Source organism: Streptomyces sp. NPDC102283, assembly GCF_044766265.1.
Classification (GTDB): Bacteria; Actinomycetota; Actinomycetes; order Streptomycetales; family Streptomycetaceae; genus Streptomyces.
On record NZ_JBIWLQ010000006.1, the window covers coordinates 375,401 to 400,509 of the forward strand.

The 25,109-nt window shown below is 73.8% G+C and carries 17 protein-coding genes; 6 read left to right on the plus strand and 11 right to left on the minus strand.

Going from position 1 to position 25,109, the window contains the following annotated elements; genetic code table 11:
- Positions 1 to 17: 17 nt before the first annotated feature.
- Positions 18 to 914, minus strand: a complete 897-nt coding sequence (locus tag ACIRJT_RS15150) for a class I SAM-dependent methyltransferase (RefSeq protein ID WP_403908795.1) — start codon at positions 912 to 914, stop codon at positions 18 to 20.
- A 193-nt stretch (positions 915 to 1,107) separates the two neighbouring features.
- Between ACIRJT_RS15150 and ACIRJT_RS15155 the strand changes: the two genes are divergently transcribed.
- Complete coding sequence (locus ACIRJT_RS15155) at positions 1,108 to 2,526, plus strand: FG-GAP and VCBS repeat-containing protein (RefSeq protein ID WP_403908798.1); 1,419 nt, start codon at positions 1,108 to 1,110, stop codon at positions 2,524 to 2,526.
- Positions 2,527 to 2,674: 148 nt separating this feature from the next.
- Here ACIRJT_RS15155 and ACIRJT_RS15160 read toward each other — a convergent pair whose 3' ends face one another.
- The 3 genes from ACIRJT_RS15160 to ACIRJT_RS15170 all read right to left on the minus strand — a co-directional run bounded on the left by ACIRJT_RS15160 (position 2,675) and on the right by ACIRJT_RS15170 (position 6,767).
- Positions 2,675 to 3,319, minus strand: a complete 645-nt coding sequence (locus tag ACIRJT_RS15160) for a hypothetical protein (RefSeq protein ID WP_403908801.1) — start codon at positions 3,317 to 3,319, stop codon at positions 2,675 to 2,677.
- Positions 3,320 to 4,286: 967 nt separating this feature from the next.
- On the minus strand, positions 4,287 to 5,135 hold the full coding sequence (locus tag ACIRJT_RS15165) for a GNAT family N-acetyltransferase (protein ID WP_403908804.1): 849 nt from the start codon (positions 5,133 to 5,135) through the stop codon (positions 4,287 to 4,289).
- A gap of 60 nt (positions 5,136 to 5,195) precedes the next feature.
- Positions 5,196 to 6,767, minus strand: a complete 1,572-nt coding sequence (locus ACIRJT_RS15170; protein ID WP_403908807.1) for a PucR family transcriptional regulator — start codon at positions 6,765 to 6,767, stop codon at positions 5,196 to 5,198.
- A gap of 181 nt (positions 6,768 to 6,948) precedes the next feature.
- On the opposite strand from ACIRJT_RS15170, the gene speB reads away from it, so the two are divergent.
- Positions 6,949 to 7,932 carry an agmatinase gene (gene speB, locus ACIRJT_RS15175; protein ID WP_403908810.1) on the plus strand — a complete coding sequence of 328 codons (984 nt, stop codon included), beginning with the start codon at positions 6,949 to 6,951 and terminating at the stop codon, positions 7,930 to 7,932.
- Complete coding sequence (locus tag ACIRJT_RS15180) at positions 7,929 to 9,611, plus strand: thiamine pyrophosphate-binding protein (protein WP_403908813.1); 1,683 nt, start codon at positions 7,929 to 7,931, stop codon at positions 9,609 to 9,611. The genes speB and ACIRJT_RS15180 overlap by 4 nt, the downstream gene beginning before the upstream one ends.
- Positions 9,612 to 9,681: 70 nt before the next feature.
- On the opposite strand, the gene ACIRJT_RS15185 is transcribed toward ACIRJT_RS15180, so the two are convergent.
- The gene (locus ACIRJT_RS15185; protein ID WP_403908816.1) at positions 9,682 to 10,038 is read right to left on the minus strand and encodes a hypothetical protein; all 357 of its coding nucleotides are present in this window, start codon (positions 10,036 to 10,038) and stop codon (positions 9,682 to 9,684) included.
- A 229-nt stretch (positions 10,039 to 10,267) separates the two neighbouring features.
- Between ACIRJT_RS15185 and ACIRJT_RS15190 the strand changes: the two genes are divergently transcribed.
- From ACIRJT_RS15190 to ACIRJT_RS15200, 3 genes are all read left to right on the plus strand, one after another.
- Positions 10,268 to 13,999: an ABC transporter ATP-binding protein gene (locus tag ACIRJT_RS15190; RefSeq protein ID WP_403908819.1), complete on the plus strand. Its 3,732-nt coding sequence runs from the start codon at positions 10,268 to 10,270 to the stop codon at positions 13,997 to 13,999.
- A 289-nt stretch (positions 14,000 to 14,288) separates the two neighbouring features.
- Complete coding sequence (locus ACIRJT_RS15195; RefSeq protein WP_403908822.1) at positions 14,289 to 14,648, plus strand: hypothetical protein; 360 nt, start codon at positions 14,289 to 14,291, stop codon at positions 14,646 to 14,648.
- A 165-nt stretch (positions 14,649 to 14,813) separates the two neighbouring features.
- The gene (locus tag ACIRJT_RS15200; protein WP_403908825.1) at positions 14,814 to 16,298 is read left to right on the plus strand and encodes a S28 family serine protease; all 1,485 of its coding nucleotides are present in this window, start codon (positions 14,814 to 14,816) and stop codon (positions 16,296 to 16,298) included.
- A gap of 89 nt (positions 16,299 to 16,387) precedes the next feature.
- Here the strand turns inward: ACIRJT_RS15200 and ACIRJT_RS15205 are convergent, their stop codons facing one another.
- From ACIRJT_RS15205 to ACIRJT_RS15230, 6 genes are all read right to left on the minus strand, one after another.
- Positions 16,388 to 17,077, minus strand: a complete 690-nt coding sequence (locus ACIRJT_RS15205) for a hypothetical protein (RefSeq protein ID WP_403908828.1) — start codon at positions 17,075 to 17,077, stop codon at positions 16,388 to 16,390.
- A 126-nt stretch (positions 17,078 to 17,203) separates the two neighbouring features.
- Positions 17,204 to 19,036 (minus strand): glycoside hydrolase family 3 protein, encoded by a 1,833-nt coding sequence (locus tag ACIRJT_RS15210; protein ID WP_403908831.1) that lies wholly within the window; start codon positions 19,034 to 19,036, stop codon positions 17,204 to 17,206.
- Between the two features lie 178 nt (positions 19,037 to 19,214).
- On the minus strand, positions 19,215 to 20,003 hold the full coding sequence (locus ACIRJT_RS15215) for a sugar phosphate isomerase/epimerase family protein (protein ID WP_403908834.1): 789 nt from the start codon (positions 20,001 to 20,003) through the stop codon (positions 19,215 to 19,217).
- 100 nt (positions 20,004 to 20,103) lie between these two features.
- Positions 20,104 to 20,739 (minus strand): GAF domain-containing protein, encoded by a 636-nt coding sequence (locus ACIRJT_RS15220; RefSeq protein WP_403908837.1) that lies wholly within the window; start codon positions 20,737 to 20,739, stop codon positions 20,104 to 20,106.
- Entirely contained in the window at positions 20,723 to 21,649 is a 927-nt protein-coding gene (locus ACIRJT_RS15225) for a S8 family peptidase (protein WP_403908840.1), read from the minus strand. Before ACIRJT_RS15225 ends, ACIRJT_RS15220 begins: the two co-directional genes overlap by 17 nt.
- 3 nt (positions 21,650 to 21,652) lie before the next feature.
- The gene (locus ACIRJT_RS15230; protein WP_403908843.1) at positions 21,653 to 24,994 is read right to left on the minus strand and encodes an adenylate/guanylate cyclase domain-containing protein; all 3,342 of its coding nucleotides are present in this window, start codon (positions 24,992 to 24,994) and stop codon (positions 21,653 to 21,655) included.
- Positions 24,995 to 25,109 lie beyond the last annotated feature (115 nt).

Below are 25,109 nucleotides of genomic sequence, written 5' to 3' on the forward strand. Positions count from 1 at the left end.
GGCCCCGGCATCAGGCATCAGGCGGGGCGGCGGGCCATCCACGTCTCACGGATCGACCGCACCACGAGGTCGTCCCGGTGGCGTACGTCCTCGGGCCCGCCGCCGATGAGCCGGTCGAGCGCGGCCAGGTCCGCCGGCGAGATGCGCCCGACCAGGTTGCCGCGGATGCGCTCGAAGACGAGATAGGCGTACCGGCCGGCCCCCTCGGGCAGCGGGGCGCGCAGCTCCCACGGCTCGGCGCGCTCCTGCTCGACGGAGAAGCCGGCGGCCGTCAGCAGGGAGCCCCAGTCGGCGCCCCGGTGCGGCAACTGCTCGGCATGCAGGCCGTCGAGGGCCTGGCGGCAGCGGCGCTCCAGCGCGCCCGGCTCCCCGTCCTCGGGCAGGAAGGTCGGCATCCCGTCCACCTCCGCTACGGCCAGCAGCCCGCCGGGACGCAGCGCGGCGCGGATGCCGGCCAGGGCGGTGGCGGGATCGTCCAGGTGGTGCAGGGACGCGGACGCCCAGACGAGGTCGGCGTCGACGACCCCGGGCAGCCCCGTACCGGCGTCGGCCTCCAGCGTGCGCACGCGGTCGCCGAGCCCCCGGTCCCGGGCCGCCGAGGCGAGGCGCTCCAGCATCTCGGGGGAGCTGTCGACAGCGGTCACCCGGGCGGTCGGGAACCGCTCCAACAGGGCGAACGTGCCGGTCCCGGTGCCCGAGCCGAGGTCGACGATCCTCCGGACGTCGTCACCGGCCAGGCAGGCGATGCGCCCGGTGAGTGCGGTCAGGTGGGGCGCGAAGAGCGCGGCGTCGAGGTCGAGGATCTCGGGGAGGCCGTTCGGCGTCGCGTCGGAACCGTGGGAGTGAGCCGCATGTCCGTGCTGGTGCTGGTGCTGGTGCTGGTGCTGGTGCTGGTGCTGGTGTTCGTGAGCCATGAGATCGAGCGTACGGATCCTTGCGCGAGATGCACGCAAGCTTGCCGATAACGCAAGGAGAAGGCTCTGGAGCCATCCTCGCGCGCAAGGAGATCGGGCTGGTTCCGGAGTGCACAACCATTCGGGGTGTGGATGGTCTTCCTAAGCACGTGAGCACGTGCTCACGTGAGCACATCTGGGGGATGAAACAACGATGAAGACTTCTCGACTCCGCACCGCGTCGGCGATCTTCGTGACGCTCGCGGCTACGGCGGCCGCACCGGCCTTCTCCGGTACGGCGGTGGCGGCCGCACCGGTCTCCGCCGAGCGTCAGCAGGTGGACTTCAACGGGGACGGATACGAGGACATGTACGCCTCGGTGCCCGACGGGACCGTGTCCGGTCTCAAGAAGGCCGGGTACCTGGTGGTCTATCCGGGCGACGCGAAGGGCATCAGCCCCGCCCGCCACCGGGTGATCAACCAGAACACGTCCGGGATCCCCGGCACGGCCGCCGCGAACGCCCGCTTCGGGGCGGGAACGCCCGCGGACATCGACCGCGACGGGTACACCGACCTGCTGGTCTCGCCGGGCAGCGGCCCGAAGGCCATCCTGTTCGGCGGCAAGAGCGGCCTCGGCACCCGGGCCGTCGAGTTCCGGGGCCAGGGATACGCGCTGGGCGACTTCGACGGCGACGGCCGGACGGACGCGGCCGGCATCGACCGCACCGAGTGGGTCGGAAAGATCGTGCTGGACGAGAACATCGGCGCGGACGGATCGGTCGGCAGCACGCGCACGGCGCTCACCGCCGACGGCGTCACCGTCTTCGAGCGAGTGCAGGTCGTGGACATGAACAACGACGGCAAGGACGACCTGCTGGTGAGCAGTGGCTGCGACGACGAGCCGGACTGCGGCGGGCGGTCGCTGTACCTGTCGACGGGTACGGGCTTCACCTACACGCCCATCGTCACCGCGCCGGGGACGTACCTGCAGCACTCCACGGTGACAGTCGGTTCGGTCAACGGCGACGCCTACCCGGACCTGGTCTTCACCCGCCGGCCCACCGGCGGGGACAGCGACCTGGACTTCCCGAGCAAGGGCGGCGCGGTGGCGGTCGTCCTCGGCGGCCCCAAGGGCCAGAACACCGCGGTGAAGCCGAAGTGGATCACCCAGGACACCACAGGTGTGCCGGGTGCGGACGAGGCGGGCGACGACCTGGGCGCGAGCGCCTCGGTGGGGGACCTGGACGGCGACGGCTACGGCGAGGTCGTCGTGGGCCTGCCGGGCGAGGACGTGGGCACGGCCAAGGACGCCGGCGGGGTCCTGGTCTTCAAGGGCCGCGCCTCGGGCATCACGGGAGCCGACACGAAGGTGATCGGCCAGTCGACGGCGAACGTCCCCGGAGCCGACGAGCAGGGTGACGCGTTCGGCGGCGAGGTCCACGTGGTGGCCCCGGCCAAGGGCGTACCGGCCACGCTCGCGGTGGCGGCCCCCGGGGAGAACACCAACCAGGGAGGCGTCTGGCTCCTCAAGGGCAGCCGCACGGGCCCGGTCACGAAGGGCAGCGTCTCCTTCGGCGAGTCGAGCCTGGGCGTGACGCCGTCGGCGGTCCGCTTCGGGGGCCTGCTGGGCTGAGGGGTTCAGGAGCCGCGCGCGTCGGCGGAAGCGGTGGCATCGCACGTCACGTGGGTGTCGGTGTCGGTGGCGGAGCGCGGACCAGTACAGGGCACTTCTGATCTCGTGCAGAGGTTGGCCGAAGGGAGATGGGGGCCGGATCGGGTGCCTAGCCGAGCACTGCGTCGGTGAGGTCCGGGCCCCGCCCGTCAATCATCTCGGGCGCCTTCAGCCCGTATCCCTCCGCTCGACCGTAGTACGTCGGCTCTCCCGGTTCCGCCTCGGCTCCGAGCACCTGAACAAGCTCCTGGAGGGCCGATGCGAGCCGCGGCGCGTTGGCGGCGTGGATGGCTGGATGCGGCTCGCCCCGGAAATCGCACGGACCCCAGACATCGTGGTACACGGACAGTTCGACCCAGAGGTCCGTCTCGTCCGGCGCCACCATGAGTTCCACCAGACGGTGTTCCCTGTGCCGTTCCCCGTCCGCGTTGAACCAGGCGCCCGAGCCGAGCACGAGGATTCCGCCGATCTCTGCCCGCGGGTGACCGGTCGGCCGACAGGCGCGGAGCGCATCGGGCAACGCAGGATCGTCGAGCGAACGCGTGCCGAGGTCCAGGCGGCTGTGGACACCGAGGCCGCCCCTGCCGGTCTCGAACCAGGCCCACTCAAGTGAGGACGGCACCAGCAGGCCGTGCTTCTCCAGCACCCCGCTCATGCGTGCCGCAGTCACGAGCGCGAACTCCGGACCAGGCTTCGTGACGTCCTCCAGGTTCCAGGACCACGAGCCACTCTCGCTGGGCGCGCGCATCAGCATGGTCGGCAATCTCCTGAATTCTCCGGATCAGAATCCACGCGGTGGATCGAAGGCCGCCGGGCTGCCGCCACCGTGGCCCCCCGCCTGCGTTTCGGGGCCCTCTGGCCCATAGGGCCCCGACGGTGGGGCTGATGAGCCGCCTCCGCGGTGCGCGTCGCCGTTTGCGTCGTCCAGATTGTGTGCCGGCCTCTCGTGGCCGACACCCTCGGCGGTGATCCCCCCGCCCGTGACCTGCCGGCGTCAGTTGTTCGGCAGGCGCGAAGCTGCCTGCGGGTGGGTTCTCGTGTTGAGAGGCGGTGTGGTGCTGCTTGAGCGTGCCGTCTTTCCCGAGGATGTTGCCCTCGCGGTCCACGTGGACGATGTTGCCGTCCTTGTCGGTGCCTTTGAAGACGGGGAGTTTGAGGGCGCCTTCCTGGATCGGTAGGGATCCTGCGGGCGGGGTCATACCTTCGGGGAGGTGGACCACGCCGTCGCCGAGGTCGATCGCTCCGGCGGGGATCTCCGCTCCCTCCGGGAGCTTGACCGAGTTCCTCGGGATGGTGAACGCGGCCTCAGGGACGGTCGCACCCTCGGGAAGGTGCAGAGTGCCGTCCGCGAGTTTGAACCCGCCGTCCGGCAGGGTGATCGCGCCTGGCGGCAGCGTCGGGATCTCGACGCTGCCCGTGCCCCTGAGGCCGGCCATGACGTCGCTGATCTTGGTGAGGCCGGCGCTCGACGTACCCGGCGCAGAGCACGGCGGTGATGGCGATGCCCGCGAATACCTTCCCGAGCCGCTCGTCGGCGGTGCGCCGTGCGCGCCCCACGCCGAAGAGCAGAGCGTCCCGCGTTCTGCGGCGGCGTACCCCCACCGATTCCAGCAGCTGACTGTCGTAATCCCGTGCCACACAGTCCCCCTTTGCCACTGCAACATACCGAGGGACGGTTGTGGAGTACACACCAGGGCGCCGGGACGTGAGGGAAGCGGTGTTCACCCCCGGCCGGGGCGCGTCCAGTCGTGGTTCTCGCGTACGAGCGTGAATCCGGCCGATCGGTAGAGCGCCGCCGCCGCCTCGTTGGAGGCCGGCGTCAGGACGGCCACCGTGCTCGCGCCCCGGTCGGCGAGTGCCGCGCAGGCACCCCGTACGGCGTCGCGGCCGTAGCCGCGGCCGCGGTGTTCCGGGTCGGTGCCGACCGGTTCGAGCAGTCCGCACCTGCCCGCGCCCCCGAACCAGCCGGTCGCGGCGGCGGCGGGGTCACCGGAGGGTGTGCGGACGAGCGTCTCCACGGCGAGGTGGCCCGCGGGGGACTCCTTCATCCTGCGCCAGTGGTCGACGGAGAACGTGGATCCCGCGAAGGCGGCTCGATGCACCAGTGCCCGGTCGGCGGCGTCGGACCCGGTGATTTCCACCGCGCGGTTCGACACCGGCTCCGGGGTCCAGGAGAAGACGAGCCAGGGCTCCTCCGTGTCCGGTTCCCAGCCGGGTACGGGCAGGCCGTCGGTCGCGTCGTTGCCGGGTGCGAGCAGGTCCTCCGCGTCCGCCGCGAGCGCTCCGAAGTCGGCCCCCGGCGCGGTGGTCACGCGCAGCACGGGGCCGTCGAGGAAGCCGACCGCCACGGGTGCCGCCTTCGCCGCGGCGTCGGGCCGGGCCTCGGCCTGCGAGGAGGTCTGCGCGTCGGTCCAGAGGTAGACGGTCGCGTCGTCCAGCCGCAGCAGCCAGCCCACGTCCCCGGGGTGCAGGCTCCCGGACGGGGCGTCGGGCGGTGTCCACGCGCGCAGTGCGCGCAGCGCCGGGCCGGTGTCGGCAGGGGACAGGCGGTGCCGCGCGAGTGAGGCCATGCGCGGGAGACTAGTCAGCGCGTCACGGAGGCGCGAAGGCTTTTGCCTCCGGGGCGGTGGTCAGGCCTGCCGCAGCGCGAACCACAACTCCGCCCGCACGTCCATGTCGTCCAGGTCCGCGCCCAGCAACTCCACGCACCGCCCGATGCGTTGGCGGACGGTGTTGCGGTGGACGCCCAGGGCCACCGCCGTACGGTCCCAACTGCCGTGGAGGGAGAGCCAGCAGCGCAGGGTGTCGGCCAGCGGCGCGGTGAGCGGGGCGAGGAGGGCTCGGGCGTGGGCGGCCGCCTGTTCGGGCGGGACCAGTGCGGCGAGGCCGCTCGTGGGGGCGTCCACCGTCAACGGGGCTCGGGTCGCCCGCGCGTGGGCCAGGGCGCGGGCGGCCAGGGTGTCGGCGGCGGCGAGAGCGGTGACGGGGGTGGGCGCGGACGCGCCGAGCGTCCAGCCTGGCTGCGGGGTGAGCCGGTCGGCCCGGTCGGACCGGCGCCGTGAATCCGTCCTCGCCGGATCGTCGTTCAGCGGCTCCCCGCCCGCCGCCGACCCCTCCTCGTCGCACGGCAGCAGCAGCCGGACCGCCTCGCCCGCCCCGCCCCCCGCGTCGACCAGGGCCGTGCCCAGGGCGGCGCCGAGGGCCCCGGCCGTCAGGGCGTCCGCCGGGGCCCCGTCCGTGCGGCGGGCGTGGATCACCGTCCAGGGGCCGGTGGCGCCGAGAAGCGGGGCCGCCTCGGCGGGGGAGGCGCCCAGGAGCATCCGGACCAGGGCCGCCGAACGGCCCGCCGCGTCCGCGCCCTGGTGGGGGGCGGCCAGGAGGGAGAGGAGGACCACCGCGATGCCCGCCACCGTGTGGTCGCCGGACTCCCGTTGCCGGGTCGCCAGCGCCAGGACCAGGCCCTCGCCGCCGCCCAGCGCGTACGCGGACAGGTGGGTGCCGCCGTGGGTGTCGGTGGCCGAGGAGGGGGAGCCGGGGCGTTCGCGGGCGACCACCCGGGCCAGCCGGGTCAGGGCCCCCGCCGCCTCCGGGCCCGGGCGGCGGCCCGCCGCGTGGACCTCCTCGCCCCGCGCCGTCAGCAGGACCGCCCGGCCGCCGAGCTGCGTCGCGAGCTGGTGGAGGACCGCCGGTACGGGATCGGGGCGGGCCGCCGCCGTCGCCAGCGCCTGCTGGGCGCGGGTCACCCGGCGCAGCTCGCCGTGGCGCGCCTCGGCCATCAGCCGCCAGACCGCCCGCGCGATCGCGGTGAACGGGGTTTCCGGCGGTACCTCCAGCAGCGGCAGGCCCTCCCGGTCGCACGCCTCGATCAGGGCCCGGGGCACCGTCTCGTGCACCGGCCGGACCCCGAAACCCAGCGCCGCCGCCCCCGCCTCCACCAGCCGGCCGACGTAGTGGTCCGGGTCCGTCAGCAGCACGCCGGCGCTCAGCAGCAGTTCGCCGCCGAGCAGATACGGATACGGGTCGGCCATCTCCGAGGTGTGCACCCAGAGCAGATCGGCGTCGGCCGGGCCCGCGATCCGGCGCAGGCCCAGCTCCTCGCGCGCCAGAAGCTCCGCCAGCGGGATGGGCGGGGTCGGCGGACCGGGCGGCGGAGTCGGCTGCGAGGTGCCCGCGGAAGGGTTCGGCATGGACGGTTCATCCATTCAGTGCGTCGTGAGTGGAGGAAACGTACTCTTCAGTGTCGGCTTTCGGCCACCTACCGTCTTCCTCGCATGTGCGCCGCGCCCAGGCGAAGTGCGACGGCTGGCAGGCCGGGGTGGGCCGGACGGATCGGCGGGCCCGCACACGTGACACCGTAAGAAACCGAAGGAAAGGCACACCTCCATGAGCAGCACCGAATCGCCGCGCGGCCCCATCGACTCCTCCCGCGTCCCGCGGTACGCCGGGCCCGCGACGTTCGCCCGGCTGCCCCGGCTCGACGAGGTCGGCCGGACCGACGTCGCCGTGGTCGGCGTGCCCTTCGACAGCGGGGTCTCCTACCGGCCCGGCGCCCGCTTCGGCGGCAACGCGATCCGTGAGGCGTCCCGGCTGCTGCGCCCGTACAACCCGGCGCAGGACGCCTCCCCGTTCGCCCTCGCGCAGGTCGCCGACGCCGGGGACATCGCGGCGAACCCGTTCAACATCAACGAGGCCGTCGAGACCATCGAGGGCGCGGCCGACGACCTGCTGGGCACCGGCGCACGCCTGATGACCCTCGGCGGCGACCACACCATCGCCCTGCCTCTCCTGCGGTCCGTCGCCAAGAAGCACGGGCCCGTCGCCCTGCTCCACTTCGACGCGCACCTGGACACCTGGGACACCTACTTCGGCGCGGAGTACACCCACGGCACCCCGTTCCGCCGGGCCGTCGAGGAGGGCGTCCTCGACACCTCCGCCCTCTCCCACGTCGGCACCCGCGGCCCGCTGTACGGCAAGCAGGACCTGACCGACGACGAGAAGATGGGCTTCGGCATCGTCACCTCCGCCGACGTCATGCGGCGCGGCGTCGACGAGATCGCCGACCAGCTGCGGCAGCGCATCGGCGACCGGCCGCTGTACATCTCCATCGACATCGACGTCCTGGACCCGGCACATGCCCCCGGCACCGGCACCCCCGAGGCCGGCGGCCTCACCTCCCGCGAGCTGCTGGAGATCCTGCGCGGGCTCTCCTCCTGCCACCTGGTCTCCGCCGACCTGGTCGAGGTCGCCCCCGCGTACGACCACGCCGAGATCACCTCCGTGGCCGCCTCGCACACCGCGTACGAGCTGACGACGATCATGTCCCGCCAGATCGCGGCGGAGAAGGCGAAGGGGGCCGCGTCCAAGTGAGCCACGACCACGACGACCGGCCGCAACTCACCGCCGCCCAGGCCGCCGCCGTACTGAATCCGCCGGCCGGCCGCAACGGCGGCGACCTCGTCGTCGAGTCCCTCCTGGGGCTCGGCGCGACCACCGTCTTCGGGCTGCCCGGCCAGCACGCGCTCGGCATGTTCGACGCGCTGCGCCGCTCCTCCCTCCGCTACGTCGGACTCCGCGTCGAGAACAACGCGGGCTTCGCCGCCGACGCGTACGGCCGGATCACCGGTGAGGTGGCCCCGCTCCTGCTCTCCACCGGGCCCGGCGCGCTCACCTCGCTCGCCGCGCTCCACGAGTCCGCCGCCGCCTCAGCGCCCGTCCTCGCCATCTCCAGCCAGATCCCCACGGCGGGGCTCGGAGGCGGGCGGCACGGCTATCTCCACGAGCTGCGTGACCAGCAGGCCTCCGTCCGCGACATCGTGAAGTCCGTCCACACGGTGCGCAGCGCCTCCCAGATCCCCTCCGCCATCGCCGCCGCCTGGGAGTCCGCGCTGACCGCCCCGCACGGGCCGGTCTGGGTGGAGATCCCGCAGGACGTGCTGCTCGCCGGGACGATGCTCCCGGTCGTCAGCGCCATGGACGCCACCCCGCGCGAGCTCTACCCGCGCCCCGAGCTGACGATCGCCGCCGCGCACCTGCTGTCGAACGCCGAGCGCCCGGTGATCATCGCGGGCGGCGGAGTCGTCCGCTCCGACGCCTCCGGCAAGCTGCGCGCGCTGGCCGAGAAGCTCGACGCCCCCGTCGTCACCACCTTCGGCGGCAAGGGCGCGTTCCCCTGGGAGCACCCGCTCTCGCTCCGCTCGTGGCTGGAGGACCGGCACACCACCGACTTCCTGGAGGACGCGGACGTCCTCCTCGTCGTCGGCTCGGGGCTCGGCGAGCTCTCCTCCAACTACCACACCTTCCGCCCGCGCGGCCGGGTGATCCAGATCGAGGCGGACGCCGGGAAGCTGGAGTCCAACCACCCCGCGCTCGGCATCCACTCCGACGCCCGCGAGGCCCTGTCCGACCTCCTGGAGGCCGTCGAGCCCCGCGAGGACACGGGCGCCGCCGAGCGCGTGGCCACGGTGCTGGAGAAGGTACGGGTCCGGATCGACGCCCAGGACCTCACCCTGGAGCAGCGGGTCCTCGCCGCCGTCCGCGAGGCGCTGCCCGACACCGCGCCCAGCTTCTGGGACATGACGATCCTGGCGTACTGGGCCTGGTCCGGCTTCGACGCCCGCCGCCCCAACACCATGCACTCCGCCCAGGGCGCGGGCGGCCTCGGCTACGGCTTCCCGGCGGCCGTCGGCGCCGCCGTCGCCGACCCGACGAAGCCCGTGCTCGCGGTCTCCGGCGACGGCGGCGCGATGTACTCCATCGCGGAGCTGGCCACCGCCCGCCAGTACGACCTGCCGCTGACCTGGCTGATCGTCGACGACGGCGGCTACGGCATCCTGCGCGAGTACATGTCGGACGCCTTCGGCGAGGCCACCGGCACCGAGCTGACCCGCCCGGACTTCGTCGCGCTCGCCGAGTCCTTCGGCGTCCCCGCCGTCCGTACGGCACCGGAGTCCCTCGCCGCCGACCTCGGCAAGGCGCTGGCGGCCCCGGGGCCGTCGGTCGTCGTGCTCCCGGCCCTGCTGCGGATGTTCGAGCCGACGCACCTGTAGACGGCGCACACGCGGGCGTGGTCCGCCGGAGCGCGTGCATCCTCGCGTACGCGCTCCGGCGGCGCGTCGGCTACGCCTTGCCCGCCGGCGTCGTGTTCCAGGCGTGGAAGCCGTCGCCGAACTGCTCCTGCTGTGCGTCGCTGAGCGTGCGCGGCAGATTCAGCGAGTCCGGCAGCAGACCCGGTATCGCGAGGAACAGCGCCTCGGCCTCCGCTCCCTTCCGCCTGACCCGCGCCGCCATCAGGAACTCCACCGCCCGGTTCAGCGGCTTGTGCAGGAACTCGTACGGGCGCTTCGCCGCCCGGGCCCGCGTGCCCGGCTGGTCCAGGGCCGACCTCCCGTTCGGCGAGGCCAGCTTCTCCAGGGCGGTGATCACCGCGTAGAGCTGTCCGCAGCGGTAGGCGTCGGTCGGCTGAGCGTTGGCCATGGGTTCCCTCCCAATCGTTCGCGATGCCCATCACTACCCGTGCCCGACGCCGGTCGAACCGGTCCCGGGACTCCGGCCCCGCGCGCCTCCGGCCATCGGCCCGGTTCGCCGCCCCGTTTGTTGCGGCGGGATGAAATCCGCAGCCCGCCGCGTTGGAGCCTTCCGGAAGACAAGGCCCGCGGGTCCGGGGGACCGGATGCGTGCGGACGGGGCGAACGGGAGGCAACGCGTGACGGGCGCAGAGCAACAGGGGTGGGGCCGGCGGCTGACCGGGTACGCGTGGCGATACCGGCGCAACGTCGTGCTCGCTCTCGGCTCGTCGCTCGCGGGAATGGCCGTCATGGCCCTCGTACCGCTCATCACCAAGGTGATCATCGACGACGTGGTCACCGACCACACCCGCTCCCTCGCCGTCTGGACCGGACTGCTCATCGGCGCGGCCGTCCTCGTCTACATAGCCACCTACATCCGCAGGTACTACGGCGGCCGACTCGCCCTGGACGTCCAGCACGACCTGCGTACGGACATGTACACGACGATCACCCGGCTCGACGGGAAACGTCAGGACGAGCTGTCCACCGGGCAGGTCGTGGGCCGCGCCACCAGCGACCTTCAGCTGATCCAGGGCCTGCTGTTCATGCTCCCGATGACCATCGGGAACGTCCTGCTCTTCCTCATCTCCCTGGTGATCATGGCGTGGCTCTCGCTGCCCCTGACCCTCGTCGCCCTCGCCGTCGCCCCCGCCCTCTGGTTCATCGCCCGCCGCTCCCGCACCCGGCTCTTCCCCGCCACCTGGTACGCCCAGAGCCAGGCCGCCGCGGTCGCCGGAGTCGTCGACGGGGCCGTCTCCGGGGTCCGGGTCGTCAAGGGCTTCGGCCAGGAGGACCAGGAGACCGGCAAGCTCCGCGAGGTCGGGCGCCGGCTGTTCGCCGGGCGGCTGCGCACCATCCGGCTGAACTCCCGCTACACCCCGGCCCTCCAGGCGGTGCCCGCGCTCGGCCAGGTCGCCATGCTCGCCCTCGGCGGCTGGCTGGCCACCCGCGGCGAGATCACCCTCGGCACGTTCGTCGCCTTCTCCACCTACCTCGCCCAGCTCGTCGGCCCGGTCCGGATGCTCGCCATGGTCCTCACCGTCGGCCAGCAGGCCCGGGCCGGTGTGGAGCGGGTCCTGGAGCTCATCGACACCGAGCCCTCCATGCGGGACGGTACGAAGGAGCTGCCCGACGACGCCCCGGCCGGCATCGAGTTCGACGACGTCCGCTTCGGTTACGAGGAGGAGCGCCCCGTCCTCGACGGCTTCTCGCTCACCGTCGAACCCGGCGAGACCGTCGCCGTCGTCGGCGCGTCCGGCAGCGGCAAGTCCACCGTCTCTCTCCTGGTGCCCCGCTTCTACGACGTGTCCCACGGGGCCGTCCTCATCGGCGGCCACGACGTCCGTGAGCTCACCCAGGCGTCCCTGCGCTCCGCCATCGGGCTCGTCCCCGAGGACAGCTTCCTGTTCTCCGACACCATCCGCGCCAACATCGCCTACGGCTTCCCCGACGCCACCCAGGAGCAGATCGAACAGGCCGCCCGCGCCGCCCAGGCCGACGGGTTCATCGCCGACCTGCCGAAGGGCTACGACACCACCGTCGGCGAGCACGGGCTCACCCTCTCCGGTGGCCAGCGCCAGCGCGTCGCCCTGGCCCGCGCCATCCTCACCGACCCCCGACTCCTCCTCCTCGACGACGCGACCTCCGCCGTCGACGCCCGCGTCGAGCACGAGATCCACGAGGCCCTCAAGCAGGTGATGGCGGGCCGTACGACACTCCTCATCGCCCACCGCCGCTCCACCCTCCAGCTCGCCGACCGGATCGCCGTCCTGGACGGCGGGAAGCTCGCCGCGATCGGCACCCACGAGGAGCTGGAGCGCACCTCCGCGCTCTACCGCCGCCTCCTCACCGACCCCGACGAGCTGGGCGGCGCCTCGCCCGGCCACCGGCCGCCGGCTCCGGAGGCCGGCCCCGAGGACGACCGCGCCCTCCAGGAGGAGCTGGAAGCGGAGTTCGACGCGGAGCGCGGCATCACCCCCGCGCTCTGGATCCGCGAGGAGGAGAAGCGGGACACCACCGTCGCCGGCATGCCCGCGACACCCGAGCTGCTCGCCCAGGTCGAGGCCCTGCCGCCGGCCACCGACACCCCCGAGATCGACGAGACCGCCGCCGTGCGGCCGGAGGACTCCTACGGGCTGCGCCGGCTGCTGCGCGGCTTCGGCGGGGTCCTGCTGATCAGCCTCGGCCTCGTCGCCGTCGACGCCGGCATGGGCCTGCTGCTGCCGGTCCTGATCCGGCACGGCATCGACGAGGGCGTCTCCCAGCTCTCCACCGGCGCGGTGTGGGCCGCCTCCCTGATCGCGCTGGTCGTCGTGCTCGTCCAGTGGGTGGCGCAGACCGGCGAGATCCGGATGACCGGCCGGACCGGCGAGCGGATCCTCTACGCGCTCCGACTGAAGATCTTCGCCCAGCTCCAGCGGCTCGGCCTCGACTACTACGAGCGGGAACTGACCGGCCGGATCATGACCCGGATGACGACGGACGTGGACGCGCTCGCCACGTTCCTCCAGACCGGGCTCGTCACCGCGTTCGTCTCCGTGGTCACCTTCTTCGGCATCATGGTCGCGCTGCTCGTCCTGGACCTCCAGCTCGCCCTGGTCGTCTTCGCCACCCTGCCCGTGCTGATCATCGGCACGGTCTTCTTCCGGCGCAGCAGCGTCAAGGCGTACGAGCTGGCCCGGACCCGCATCAGCGCCGTCAACGCCGACCTCCAGGAGTCCGTCTCCGGCCTCCGGATCGTCCAGGCCTTCGGCCGCGAGCACGACGGGGCCGCCCGCTTCGCCGAGCGCAGCGCCCACTACCGCCAGGCCCGGGTACGCGGCCAGTGGCTGATCTCCGTCTACTTCCCGTTCGTCCAGCTGCTGGCCTCGGTCGCCGCCGCCGCCGTGATCATCGTCGGTGCGGGCCGGGTCGACAACGGCACGCTGACCGTCGGCGCCCTGGTCGCCTACCTCCTCTACATCGAGCTGTTCTTCGCCCCCGTCCAGCAGCTCTCCCAGGTATTCGACGGCTACCAGCAGGCGACCGTCTCCCTCGGCCGCATCCAGGAGCTGCTGCGCGAGCCCACCTCGACCGCCGACCCGGACGCGCCGCTCGACGTGCTCTCGCTGCGCGGCGAGATCGCGTTCGAGGACGTCTCCTTCGCGTACGGCTCCGACGAGGAGGCCCTGACCGGTGTCGACCTGCGCATCCCGGCCGGTCAGACGGTGGCGTTCGTCGGGGAGACGGGGGCCGGGAAGTCGACCCTCGTCAAGCTCGTCGCCCGGTACTACGACCCCACGGCCGGCCGGGTCACCGCCGACGGAGCCGATCTGCGCACCCTGGACATGACCGCCTACCGGCACCGCCTCGGCGTCGTCCCGCAGGAGGCGTACCTCTTCGCCGGCACGGTCCGCGACGCCATCGCCTACGGGCTGCCCGACGCCACCGACGCCAAGGTGGAGGCCGCCGCCCGCGCGGTCGGCGCGCACGAGATGATCGCCACGCTGGAGGACGGCTACCTCCACGAGGTCGCCGAGCGCGGCCGGAACCTCTCCGCCGGCCAGCGCCAGCTCATCGCGCTGGCCCGCGCCGAACTCGTCGACCCGGACATCCTGCTCCTGGACGAGGCCACCGCCGCCCTGGACCTCGCCACCGAGGCCCTGGTCAACCAGGCCACCGACCGCATCGCCGGCCGCCGCACCACGCTGGTGGTGGCCCACCGGCTGACCACCGCCGCCCGCGCCGACCGCGTCGTGGTCATGGACCACGGGCGCGTCGTCGAGGACGGCACGCACGACGAGCTGCTCGCCCGGGGCGGGCGGTACGCCCGGCTGTGGCGCGCCTTCATAGGCGAGGGCATAGGGGAGGACGAGCCGGCGGGCGTCTGAGCGGCCACCGGGTCCACCGGGTCCACCGGGTCGCGGGGACGGTCCAGGCCTTCGGCCGCGAGCACGATGGGGCCGAAGGGGTGCTGCCGTGCAACCTCCCGCCGGTCTGCTGCGTCGTAGCCAGAGACGCACGGGTGCGTACAGACGTCAGGTGGGGGCGAACGTGTTCGACAAGGCTGCGGGGCCGACGGGACCGGCGCTGCCGGACGGGCCGGGGACGGCCCCCGCCGGACCGGGCGGGCCGAGCGGACCAAGAGGACCGGGCGGGCGGAGGACGCGGCGCCTCCTCGTGCGCCTTCTCGTCCTTCCCCTCCTCGCCGGGCTCGTCCCGCTGCTCGCCGTCCCCGCCACCGCGCAGGCCGCCGCCGGCTGCTCCGGCCGCCCCGCGAAGACCGTCGAGTTCTCGACCGGAGAACTGCGCGTCTACAAGAGCCGCGCGCAGGCGTGCGCCGTGACCGTCGCCAAGAAGCCCGGCAAGCGGCGGACGATGAGCGTCACGCTCCAGGCGCGCGGCGGACGGGCCGTCACCGACAAGGGTTCGTACACGAAGATGGCCGGGCCCGTCACCGTCAGCGCGCTGAACCGCTGCGTCCGGGCCACCGGCGCGATCGGCAAGAAGTCCGGCTCCACCGGATGGATTCTCTGCTGATCCGGCCGCCCGGCAGATCTTCCCCACGGGCACGGACCTTCCCCACAGGGACAGATCTTCCCCACGGGCACCGATCTTCCCGACTGACACGAACAACCGGGTCTGGCGTGGCGTGTGTTGCCCCGATAAGTTCACGGCGACTGTTGTGAATCAAGGGGAGTGTGCATGCGCAAGTCACTCACAGGGGTCCTCTCGCTCGCCGTGCTCATAGGCACGGTCGGAGCCACGGGGGCCTCGGCCGGTGCGGCCACCGCCGCGGAACCGGCCGCGAAGCGGAGCAGCGGAACTGTCGCGGGCAGCGAAGCGAGCAACGAGGACATCAAGGACCGCATCCTGGCCATCCCGGGCATGAGTCTGATCGAGGAGAAGCCGTACCCGGGCTACCGCTACTTCGTCCTCAACTACACCCAGCCGGTCGACCACAAGCGCCCGTCCAAGGGCACGTTCCAGCAGCGCCTGACCCTGCTGCACAAGGACGTGAGCCGCCCGACGGTCTTCTTCACCAGCGGCTACAACGTCTCCACCAACCCCAGCCGCAGCGAGCCGACGCAGATCATCGACGGCAACCAGGTCTCGCTGGAGTACCGCTACTTCACCCCGTCCCGGCCGGCCCCCGCCGACTGGTCCAAGCTGGACATCCGGCAGGCCGCCGGCGACCAGCACCGGGTGTTCACGGCGCTCAAGAAGATCTACGACAAGAAGTGGCTGGCCACCGGTGGGTCCAAGGGCGGCATGACCGCCACGTACTTCGAGCGCTTCTACCCGAAGGACATGGACGGCGTCGTCGCCTACGTCGCGCCCAATGACGTCGTGGACAAGGAGGACTCGGCGTACGACCGGTTCTTCGCCGACGTCGGCACCAAGGAATGCCGCGACAGGCTGGCCGGTGTGCAGCGCGAGGCGCTGATCCGCCGGGCCCCGCTTCAGAAGAAGTACAAGGAGCTGGCCGCCGCCAACGGCTGGACCTTCAACACCGTCGGATCCCTCGACCGGGCGTACGAGGCCACGGTCATGGACTACACGTTCGCGTTCTGGCAGTACAGCCTGCTCGCCGACTGCGTGGACATCCCGGCCGACGCCAAGAAGGCCACCGACGAGGACATCTGGAACTCCGTCGATGCCATCGCCGGCTTCTCCGGCTACATCGACCAGGGCCTTGCGACGTACACCCCGTACTACTACCAGGCGGGCACCCAGCTCGGTTCGCCGGACATCAAGCAGCCCTGGCTCGGCAACCTGAGCCGCTACGGCTACCAGCCCCCGCGCAACTTCGTGCCGCGCTCCATCCCGATGACGTTCGACCGGGGCGCGATGCGGGACATCGACCGCTGGGTCAAGCGCAACGCCCGGCAGATGATGTACGTCAACGGCGAGAACGACCCGTGGAGCGCGGAGCCGTTCCGCCTCGGACGCGGCGCGAAGGACAGCTACGTCTACACCGTCCCCGGCGGCAACCACGGTTCGAAGGTCTCCGGTCTCCCTGAGGCCCAGAAGGCGAAGGCCACCGCCGACATCCTGCGCTGGGCGGGCGTCGCCCCGGCGGCCGTCGAGGCCGACCCGGCCAAGGCGAAGCCGCTGGCGAAGTTCGACAAGAAGCTGGACAGGCGCAACGGCGAGATCGAGCGCGACGAGGCCACGCTGCGCCCGTAGCGGACCCCGCACGGTCTCCGCGTCGGCGTCTTCGCATCGGCGTCTTCGCGTCGGCGTCTTCGGCGGCTCGCACGGGCTGCGTCCTTCGGTCACTCTCCCGGTGACCGGCGGGCGCAGCCCACCGGCCTCTGCCCGCCCAGGGCGACGAACAGGTCGGTGGTGTCCGGGCACTGCGCCCGTCGCCGCACCGCCGACTCCACCCGGTAGCGCGGGGCGCGTCCGGCCGTGTCAGCGCAGGCGGTCTCGGTGACCTCGCCCGCGCGGGAGGCCGTGACACAGTCCCCGACCACCGTCAGCGGGCCGCCTCCCCGCCCCGGATCGCCCGGATGCGGGGGCTCCAGATTCCGCATGCAGGCGTAGCCGGTGGTGAGCCGGGAACGGGCTCCGCTGCCCGTCTCCGACACGTGCAGGACGAAGTCCGTCCCGTCGGGGCAGGGCGGGCCCGACGACGGGGTGCCGAGGTGCCGGGCGAGCACGGTGGCCACGGCCTTCTCGCTGCGGCAGAACACCTCCCGGATCTCCGGGCCGCGCGAACTGCAGTCGCCGGGGCCGAGGAACACCACCCCGTACGGTGACGGGCCGGGCGAGAGGGGAGCAGGGGCGGGGCCCCGGTCGTCGGTGGCCGCTCTGTCCGGGACCCGGCAGGCGGTCAGCAGGAGTGCGGCCATGGGCAGGGCCACGGCCAGGACCGCGACCCGGACCGCGACCCGGACCCCGACCGGGACCCGCGAGGGAACCGGCGGTCGACGCCGGGCCCCTGGGGAAGTGTGGTCGTCCATGAAGAAACCCCCGATACGTCCGTACAGACGTACACCCGGCGTGGCCCGCCGGAGCGGGGCCACGCCAGGTGCGCGGGGTGCTTTGCGTCCCAGGCCGGAGGGCGGGGCCGTCCGGTCGCCGTAGGGCTAGTACGACAGTCCGTGGCCCACCGGATACAGCACCTGCGTCGGGTCGTCCGCGCGTTGCACCGGGACCGGGAGGGTGCCCTCCGGATCGGCGTGGCCCGCGATCACCCGGGCGGCGGCGCGCAGTTCGACGTCGGTCCAGGAGTACGCGGCGAGGCTCGCGGCGACTCCGGTTCCGGTGAGGTGGGCGACGTCGTACGGGTTGCGGACGGCGACGGTGACCACCGGGACGCCGGTCGCCACGAGGGCCGTGGCCAGGGTGCGCTGCGAGCTGGTCGCCGTGACGTTGTACGTCGCCACGACCACCGCGTCCCTGCCCTCGGCGGCGGCGACCGCTTCGGCGATCTTCGCCTGGTTCGGAGCCGTACCGGTGGACAACGCCCGTGCGGTGAAGCCCAGTTCACCGAAGGCGTTGGCCAGGGTGCTGGTCGGCGGGCCCGTCGTCCCGGAGGGGGAGGCCGGATCGGCTCCCACCACCAGGAGGTCGCGGTGGCTGCGGCGGGAGAGCGGCAGCAGGGCGCCCGGGTCGGCGAGCAGGGTCGTCGTGCGCTCGGCGATCCGGTCGGCGGCGGCGCGGTGGGCGCGGCTGCCGACCGTGCGCTCGACGCCCCGCCGGCTGACGAACGGGTCGCGGAACAGGCCCAGTCGGCTCTTCAGCCGCAGGATCCGCAGGATCGATTCATCGACGCGCGCCTCGCTGATCTCGCCGCCCCGCACCGCCTCCAGCACGGCGTTCCAGGCGACGGAGAGGCTCGGCGGGTTCAGCAGCTGGTCCACGCCCGCCAGCAGCGCGAGGACCGGCACGCGGTCGTCGCCGTACTTCGTGCGCACGCCCTCCATGCCGAGCGAGTCGGTGACCACCACCCCGTCGTAGCCCAGCTCCTCGCGGAGGATGCCGGTGAGGATGGGCCGGGAGAGCGTGGCCGGGTCCTCGGACGGGTCGAGCGCGGGCACCACGATGTGCGCGGTCATGATCGAGTCGATACGGGCCCGGATCGCGGCGCGGAACGGCGGGGCGTCCAGCTCCTCCCACTGCGCGCGGGTGTGGCTGATGACGGGCAGCCCGGTGTGGCTGTCGGTGCTGGTGTCGCCGTGGCCGGGGAAGTGCTTGGCGGTCGACGCGACGCCCGCGCCCTGATAGCCCTTCACCTGCTCCGCGACCAGGGCGGCGACCGCGTCGGGGTCGGAGCCGAAGGACCGTACGCCGATGACGGGGTTGGCCGGGTTGACGTTGACGTCGGCGTCCGGCGCGTAGTTCTGGTTGACGCCGAGCGCGGCCAGTTCGGCGCCCGCGATCCAGGCCGCCCGGCGGGTGTCGGAGCGTGAGCCGCCCGCGCCCAGGGCCATCGCGCCCGGGAGCAGCGTGGCGGGTTCGCCGACCCGGCAGACGATGCCGTGCTCCTGGTCGGTGGAGACGAGCAGCGGCAGCCGGGAACGCCCGGCGAGCGCGGCGCGCTGGAGGCCGTTGGAGAGGTCGGCGATCTGGTGCGGGTCGCGGGTGTTGTGCGCCCAGGTGAAGTAGATGATGCCGCCGACGTGGTACGTGGAGATCAACTCGGCGGCCGTGCGGACCCCGATCTCCTTGAGGTTCGCGTCGATGTCGGCCTGGTCGGGGTCGGTGGCGGAGTGCCCGTAGACCCGCGTCACGAACAGCTGGCCGACCTTCTCCTCCAGGCTCATCGCGGCGATGATCCGCCGCAGCCGGCGGTCGGTGGAGGCGTGTCCGGAGTCCGCGGATGCGGGGGAGGGGACGCCGAGGGCGCCGGTGGCCGCTGCCGCCGTGGCGGCCGCGGTGGCGGTGAGGAGGGTGCGTCTTGAGGTGCGGTGGGGCACGTGAGCTCCTTCCCGGGGTGAAAGAAACTTCCAAGGAAGTACGCTTATAGGGAAAATAACTTCCGGTCAAGGGGCCGCGCCGCCCCGCACCGACACCCGAGGGCGCGCGCACGCCGCCCCGCACCGGCCCCCGCACCCTCGTGCCGGACCCTTCCCCGGCCCTCGTGCCGCCCCGCCGCTACTGCTTCGGCGCGCCGAGCCGCAGCAGGTGTTCGCGCCCCGCGCCCAGCAGGCCCGGCAGCTCGGGCGCCCCCGGGTGCCAGCGCTTCTCGTACTCCCAGCACACCCACGTGTCCGGATCGAGCCCGTCCAGGCAGTCCGCCAGCGGAAGCACCCCGGAGCCCAGCGCCACCGGAGTGAGGTCGTCCGCCGACGCCACGTCCTTCACCTGGACGTATCCCAGGTGCGGGGCGAGCACCGCGTGGCTGGCGGCCGGCTCCTCGCCGGCGAGCCAGGTGTGCAGCACGTCCCAGATCGCGCCGACCCGGGGGTGCCCGACCGCGGCGACGACCCGGGCGGCGTCGAGGCCCGCCCGGTGCGAGTCATGGGTCTCCAGCAGGATGCTCACACCCATGTCGGCGGCGGCCGGCGCCGCCGCACCGAGCCGCCGGGCGGCCGTCGCGTCGGCCTCCGCCTGCTCCTGGTCGCCGCCGCCCGGGAAGACCCGGACGTAGGACGCGCCCAGGTCCCGGGCGAGCTTCACCAGCTCGGACAGCTCCGCCAGGACCGGTTCGTCGTCCCCCTCGGCCGCCGCCCGCACATACCCGGCGAGGGCCAGGATCTCCACCCCGCCGGCCTTGAACGCCTCGACCACATCGGCCCGTTCCAGCGACGAAAGCCCCAGGTGCACCGGCTCCTCGGGGTGGACGCGCAGCTCCACCCCCCGGTAGCCGTTCCCGGCGGCGAGCCGGACGACCTCGGAGACCGGCGTTCCCGGCACCCCGAGCGTGGAGAATGCGAGCTTCATCGTGGAGGTCCTTCCCTAGTGCCTTCGCCCCGCTCCTGCCCGCCGGGCCGGTGGTCACTCCCGGGCGGGGGCCGGTGGTCGCACCCGGCCGTCGGCCTCCTCAGCCGACGCCGCGCAGCAGTCGCTCCAGGCTACCCAGCAGCTTCAGCGCGTCCTCGCGCCGCGCACCCTCCAGCAGGCCCGCGCCGGACGCCGCGCGCTGCTCGGCCTCCCGCACCCGCTCCGGGGTGACCACCCGCAGCGCCGCGGCGGCCTGCCGGGCGAACATCGCGAGCAGGTCCAGCTCCCTGACCCCCGACCGGGCCTGCGGGGAGGGGTCCAGCACCTCCAGCACGCCGAGGATCCGGGAGTCGCTGATGAGCGGGGCCGCCATCAGGGCGTTCGGTACGTACGCGGTCGACTCGGCCAGCGAGCGGTCGAAGGACGGATCGGCGCTCAGATCGTCCACCACCATCGGCTCGCCGGAGGTCGCCACCCACCCGGCGATCCCGCGACCGGCCGGGAACCGGCGGCCCACGAGGAACTCCTCACCCTGCCCGGACACGGCCTGGAAGACCAGCTCGTCCGCCTCCTCGTCGAGCAGGAAGACCGAACTGGCCTCGGCCCCGAAGATGGCACGGGCCACGTCGACGACCGACTGGAGCAACTCCCGGCGCGGCGCGTCCGCCACCTCGGCGTCGGCGACCGGGGCGGCGGTGGGGGAGAGGGAGGGGGCGGAATCAGATCTCTGAGTCATCACGGACATCTCCTGCCGCAGTGGAAGGACGCGGCGCGTGGCGCACATTGGCCGCGGACAGATAGAGGGCGTTCTTGAGCTGGAAGGCCGTCATCCGCGGATGCGCGGACAGCACGCGGGCGCAGAGCCCGGCGACGTACGGCGTGGCGAAGCTGTTCCCCGTGGTGCGGATCGTCCGGCCGCCCAGCCACGGCACGGTCACGTTCTGGCCGGGACCGAAGAACTCCACCGGGGGATCCGGGTTGTACAGGTGCAGTTCGGGGTCGTCCTCCTGGTGGCTGCCCACCGAGATCACCGACGCGAACCGCCAGGGGAAGCTCTCCACCGGGGTGTTGTGGGCCGAGGCGACGATCACCGTACGGGCGAAGTAGGCGTTGTCGGCGAGGCTGTGCAGCTCCTGCGCGAACCGCGTGCGGGTGGTCGACAGGCTGAGGTTGACCACGTCGAAGCCCTGCTCCACCGCCCAGCGCAGCCCGGCCATCAGGACCTCGCCGGTGCCGGAGAACCGCTCGCCGAGCACCCGCACACTGTGGATCTCGCACTCCGGGGCGGTCCGGCGGACGATGCCCGCGCACGCGGTGCCGTGCCCGCAGGTGTCCCCGGTGGTCGTCGGCTCGACCGTGATCTCCCCGCTCTCCGCGTCCTTGACGACCACCCAGGAACCGGCCAGCGGGCCGATCAGCGGATGGTCCCGCTCCACGCCCGAATCCACCACGCACACCCGTATCCCGCGCCCGGTGGCGGGCCCGGCCGGGCGGCCGAGCGGCGGCCCGGGGTCCGCCAGCACCGGTACGTCCTCGGGGCCGCGCCCGCGCAGACTCCAGGTCAGCCCCTGCCCCGGGGCCCTGCGTGCCCCTGGGGCCGTCCGCGGCTCTCCCGGCCCCGTCCGTTCCGGTTCCGTGGTCGTCATCGGTCAGCTCCTCTCCCTCGTGGTGGCCATGGGCCGGGGCGGGTGCGCGAGGAACCCGGCGACCCGGCGCACCCCCGGCAGGTGCCCCTTGCCCGTGAAGTGCGCCCCGGCCGCCCGGGCCGAGGCCCCGGCCTCCGGCCACCGGCCCAGGGCGGCGAGCGCCTGCGCCCGGTCCAGCTCCGCCGTCGCCTGCACCAGCGGGGAGTCCGTGAGCAGCGAGGCCCGGACCGCCCCGTCCGCGTGCTCCGCCGCCTCCTCCGGGCGGTCCCGCACCGCCAGCCGGGCCCGCAGTCCCGCCAGGTCCACCGCGTCCGCACGGCTCAGCCCCGACGTGTCCCCGACGCCCGCCAGCCGGGCCGCCGCCCGGTCCTCCCGGCCCGCGTCCAGCTCCAGCCGGGCCGCGTCCAGGGCCACCGCCGTCCGCATCCCGACCGCACCCGTGCGCCGGGCCGCCGCGTCCGCCCTGCCGAGCAGGCCCAGGGCCGCCGTGCCGTTGCCGAGCAGCGCCTCCACCGTCGCCCGGAACACCGGAAGGAAGACCTCCGCCTCGGCGAACCCCAGCTTCCCGGCCAGCCGTTCCGCCTCGGCCAGACAGCGGTACGCCTCGTCGGGCCGGCCGTGGAGCGCGTACAGCACCGCCAGCGGGCAGTTGAGGGTGACCCGGACCGTGGGCCGGCCCGCCCCGTGCGCCGCCAGCAGCGCCCGGCAGCGGACCACCGCGGCGGGCACCGGGACCGGCCCCCGCCACAGGGAGACGCCGATCGCGCCGAGCGCCCCGGCCCGTTCCGGCTCCGCACCGGCCAGCACCGCGTGCTCCAGGGCCCGCGCCTGGTCCCGCTCCGCCTCCTCGTGCCGCCCGGACCGCTGGAACTGCTGGGCGAGCCGCAGATGGGCCCGCGCCCGGCCCGCCGAGTCCCCGGCCGCCTCGAACACCGGGAGCACGGCCCGGGCCACAGCGGCGGGGCCGGGCCCCGGGCCGCCCGGATCCAGCACCGCGAGCGCCAGGCGGGCATGCGCGGCCTCCACGGGATCGGCCCCCGAGTCCCTTACCTGGCGCAGCAGTTCGGCCCCCTCTCCGGTGCGGCCCAGCGCCACCCGGACCTCGCCGAGCCGTCGCGTCGCCGCCGGTTCCCCGGGGCACAGGCCCACCGCCCGCTCCAGCAGGCCGTGCGCCCAGTGCAGGTCGGACCGCGCGGCGGCCTGCGCCCCGGCCCGGCCCAGCGCCGCGGCGGCCCGCTCGCGCAGCCGCCGGGCCGGATCGTCCAGCAGGCCCAGCTCCGCGCGGTAGCGGTAGGCGCGCTCCAGATGGCCGCCCACCGCGCCGTCGCCGCTCCGCAGCACACTGGGCAGCTCCGCCGCCCAGGCGTGGCGTTCCGCCTTGGCCCGCTTGGACAGCGACGCGTAGGCGACCTCGTGCACCAGTCCGCTGCTGAACCGGTACGCCGCCGCCTCCCGGCCCCCCGACGGCCCCGACTCCACCAGGCGGCGACGGCCCAGCACCGCCAACGCCTCCTCGACGTACCGCCGTTGTTCCGGGGCCGCCCCGGCCGCGCCGGTCGCCCCGGCGAGCGGCCCGGCGTCCTGGCCCTCTCCGGCCCGTACGGACAGCTCCAGCCGGACCAGCTCCGGCGCGGTGAACTCCCGGCCGATCACCGCTGCCAGGTCCACCACCCCGCGCTCCGCGCGGGCCAGGGCCCCGATGCGCGCGCCCAGCAGGGCCTGGAGCGTGGGCGGCAGATCCTCGTGGGCGGCCGGTTCCCCCGGGCCGTCGGCGACCGCCGGGTCCGCCCGGTCGCCGACCAGGAGCTGTTCCAGGTAGAGCGGATTGCCCCCGGCCCGCGCCAGGAGCCGGTCGTCCACCGGGGCCGGCCCGCCCTCCGGACCGGCGAGACCGGCGGCCAGCCGCGCCGCCTCCTCGGGCGGCAGGCCGGTGAGCTGGAGATGCGCCTCCGCACCGGCGGAGGGCCCGGCCCCCTCGCCCGGCCCACCGCTCTCGTCCGGTCCGTCGGGCCGCCCGGCGCAGAGCACCAGCACGCCCGCGCACCCCGAGCCGTCCGTCAGCCGGCGCACCGTGCGGACCAGCAGCGGGGCCGCCGCGTGCCAGTCGTCCAGCACCAGGACGGCCGGGCGGGACCGGGCGGCCCGTTCCAGGACCGCTGTCAGGGCCGCGCACATGTCCTCGAAGGGGGCGTTCGGCGTGCCGTCGCGCAGCAGGCCGCCGGACAGCAGGGCCATCGCGTCGTCGACCGCGAGACCGCCGCCCGCGTCCCTCTCGTCGCCCGCAGAACCGGACGAAGGACCGGACGCGGGGTCGGACGCGGGGTCGGACGCAAGTACGGGGTCGGACCCCGCACCGGGCCCGGGCGTGGGCGCGGTCCCGGCCGTCACCAGCGAACGCACCGCGTCGGCCAGCGGGGCGAGGGTGCCGTGGTCCCCGTAACTGCGGCACCGCCCCGCGCCGTACGTGAGCGCCCCGGACGCCGACCGCCGCGCCAGCCACTCCCGTACCAGCCGGGTCTTGCCGATGCCCGCCTCCCCGGTGACGCGCAGCAGCCCGGCCCCGCCGGCGCGGGCGGACCGCTCCAGGGCGGCGTCCAGTGCCCGCCGTTCGGCGTCGCGGCCGACGAAGGGGACGTCGAAGCGGCGCAGCAGCTCGGGGTCGTCCGCGCCCAGCGCCAGCAGCCGGTAGGCCTCCACGCTGTCGCGCTTGCCCTTCAGCCGCAGCGGCCCGGTGGGCTCGGCGCTCACCGTCGGGCCGGCGGCGAGCAGGGTCCCCGGGCCGATCAGAATCTCGCCGCGGCCCGCGTTCTGCTCCAGCCGGGCGGCGATGTTGACGGTCTCCCCGGAGACCAGGGCCTGCCGGGCGGTGTTGTCCGAACCCGCGACCACCTGACCGGTGTTGACGCCGATCCGGGTGGCCAGCTCGATGCCCAGGGTGGCGCCCAGCTCCTCGTTCAGCCGGGCCAGCGCCCGGCGCATCCCGAGCGCCGCCGCCAGCGCCCGGCGGGCGTCGTCGTCACGGACCACCGGTACGCCGAACACCGCCATCACCGCGTCCCCGATGAACTTCTCCGGAGTGCCCCCCCGCGCCACGATCTCCGCGCTCATCGCCTCGAAGTACCGCAGGGTCACCGCGCGCAGCGTTTCCGGGTCGAGCGCTCCGGAGAGCGCGGTGGATCCGACCAGATCGCAGAACAGCACGGTCACCGGCTTGCGTTCGTCCCCGGGCGGCGCGGCGGGGGCCGGGCCGGACCCGGCGGCCCCGCCGGTCGCGCACGGCGTCCCGCAGGACGAACAGAACCGGGCCGTGGGCGGCAGATCCTGCTGGCACGAGGAGCAGTTCATGGCGGGTCCTTCTCTCCCGGGGGCCGTGCGGTCGGGGCTGTGCGGTCAGGGGGTGGCGGGCGGGTCACCGGGCGCCTGCGCCCCGGCGGGCACGGGTCCGGCGGCGGTGAACCCC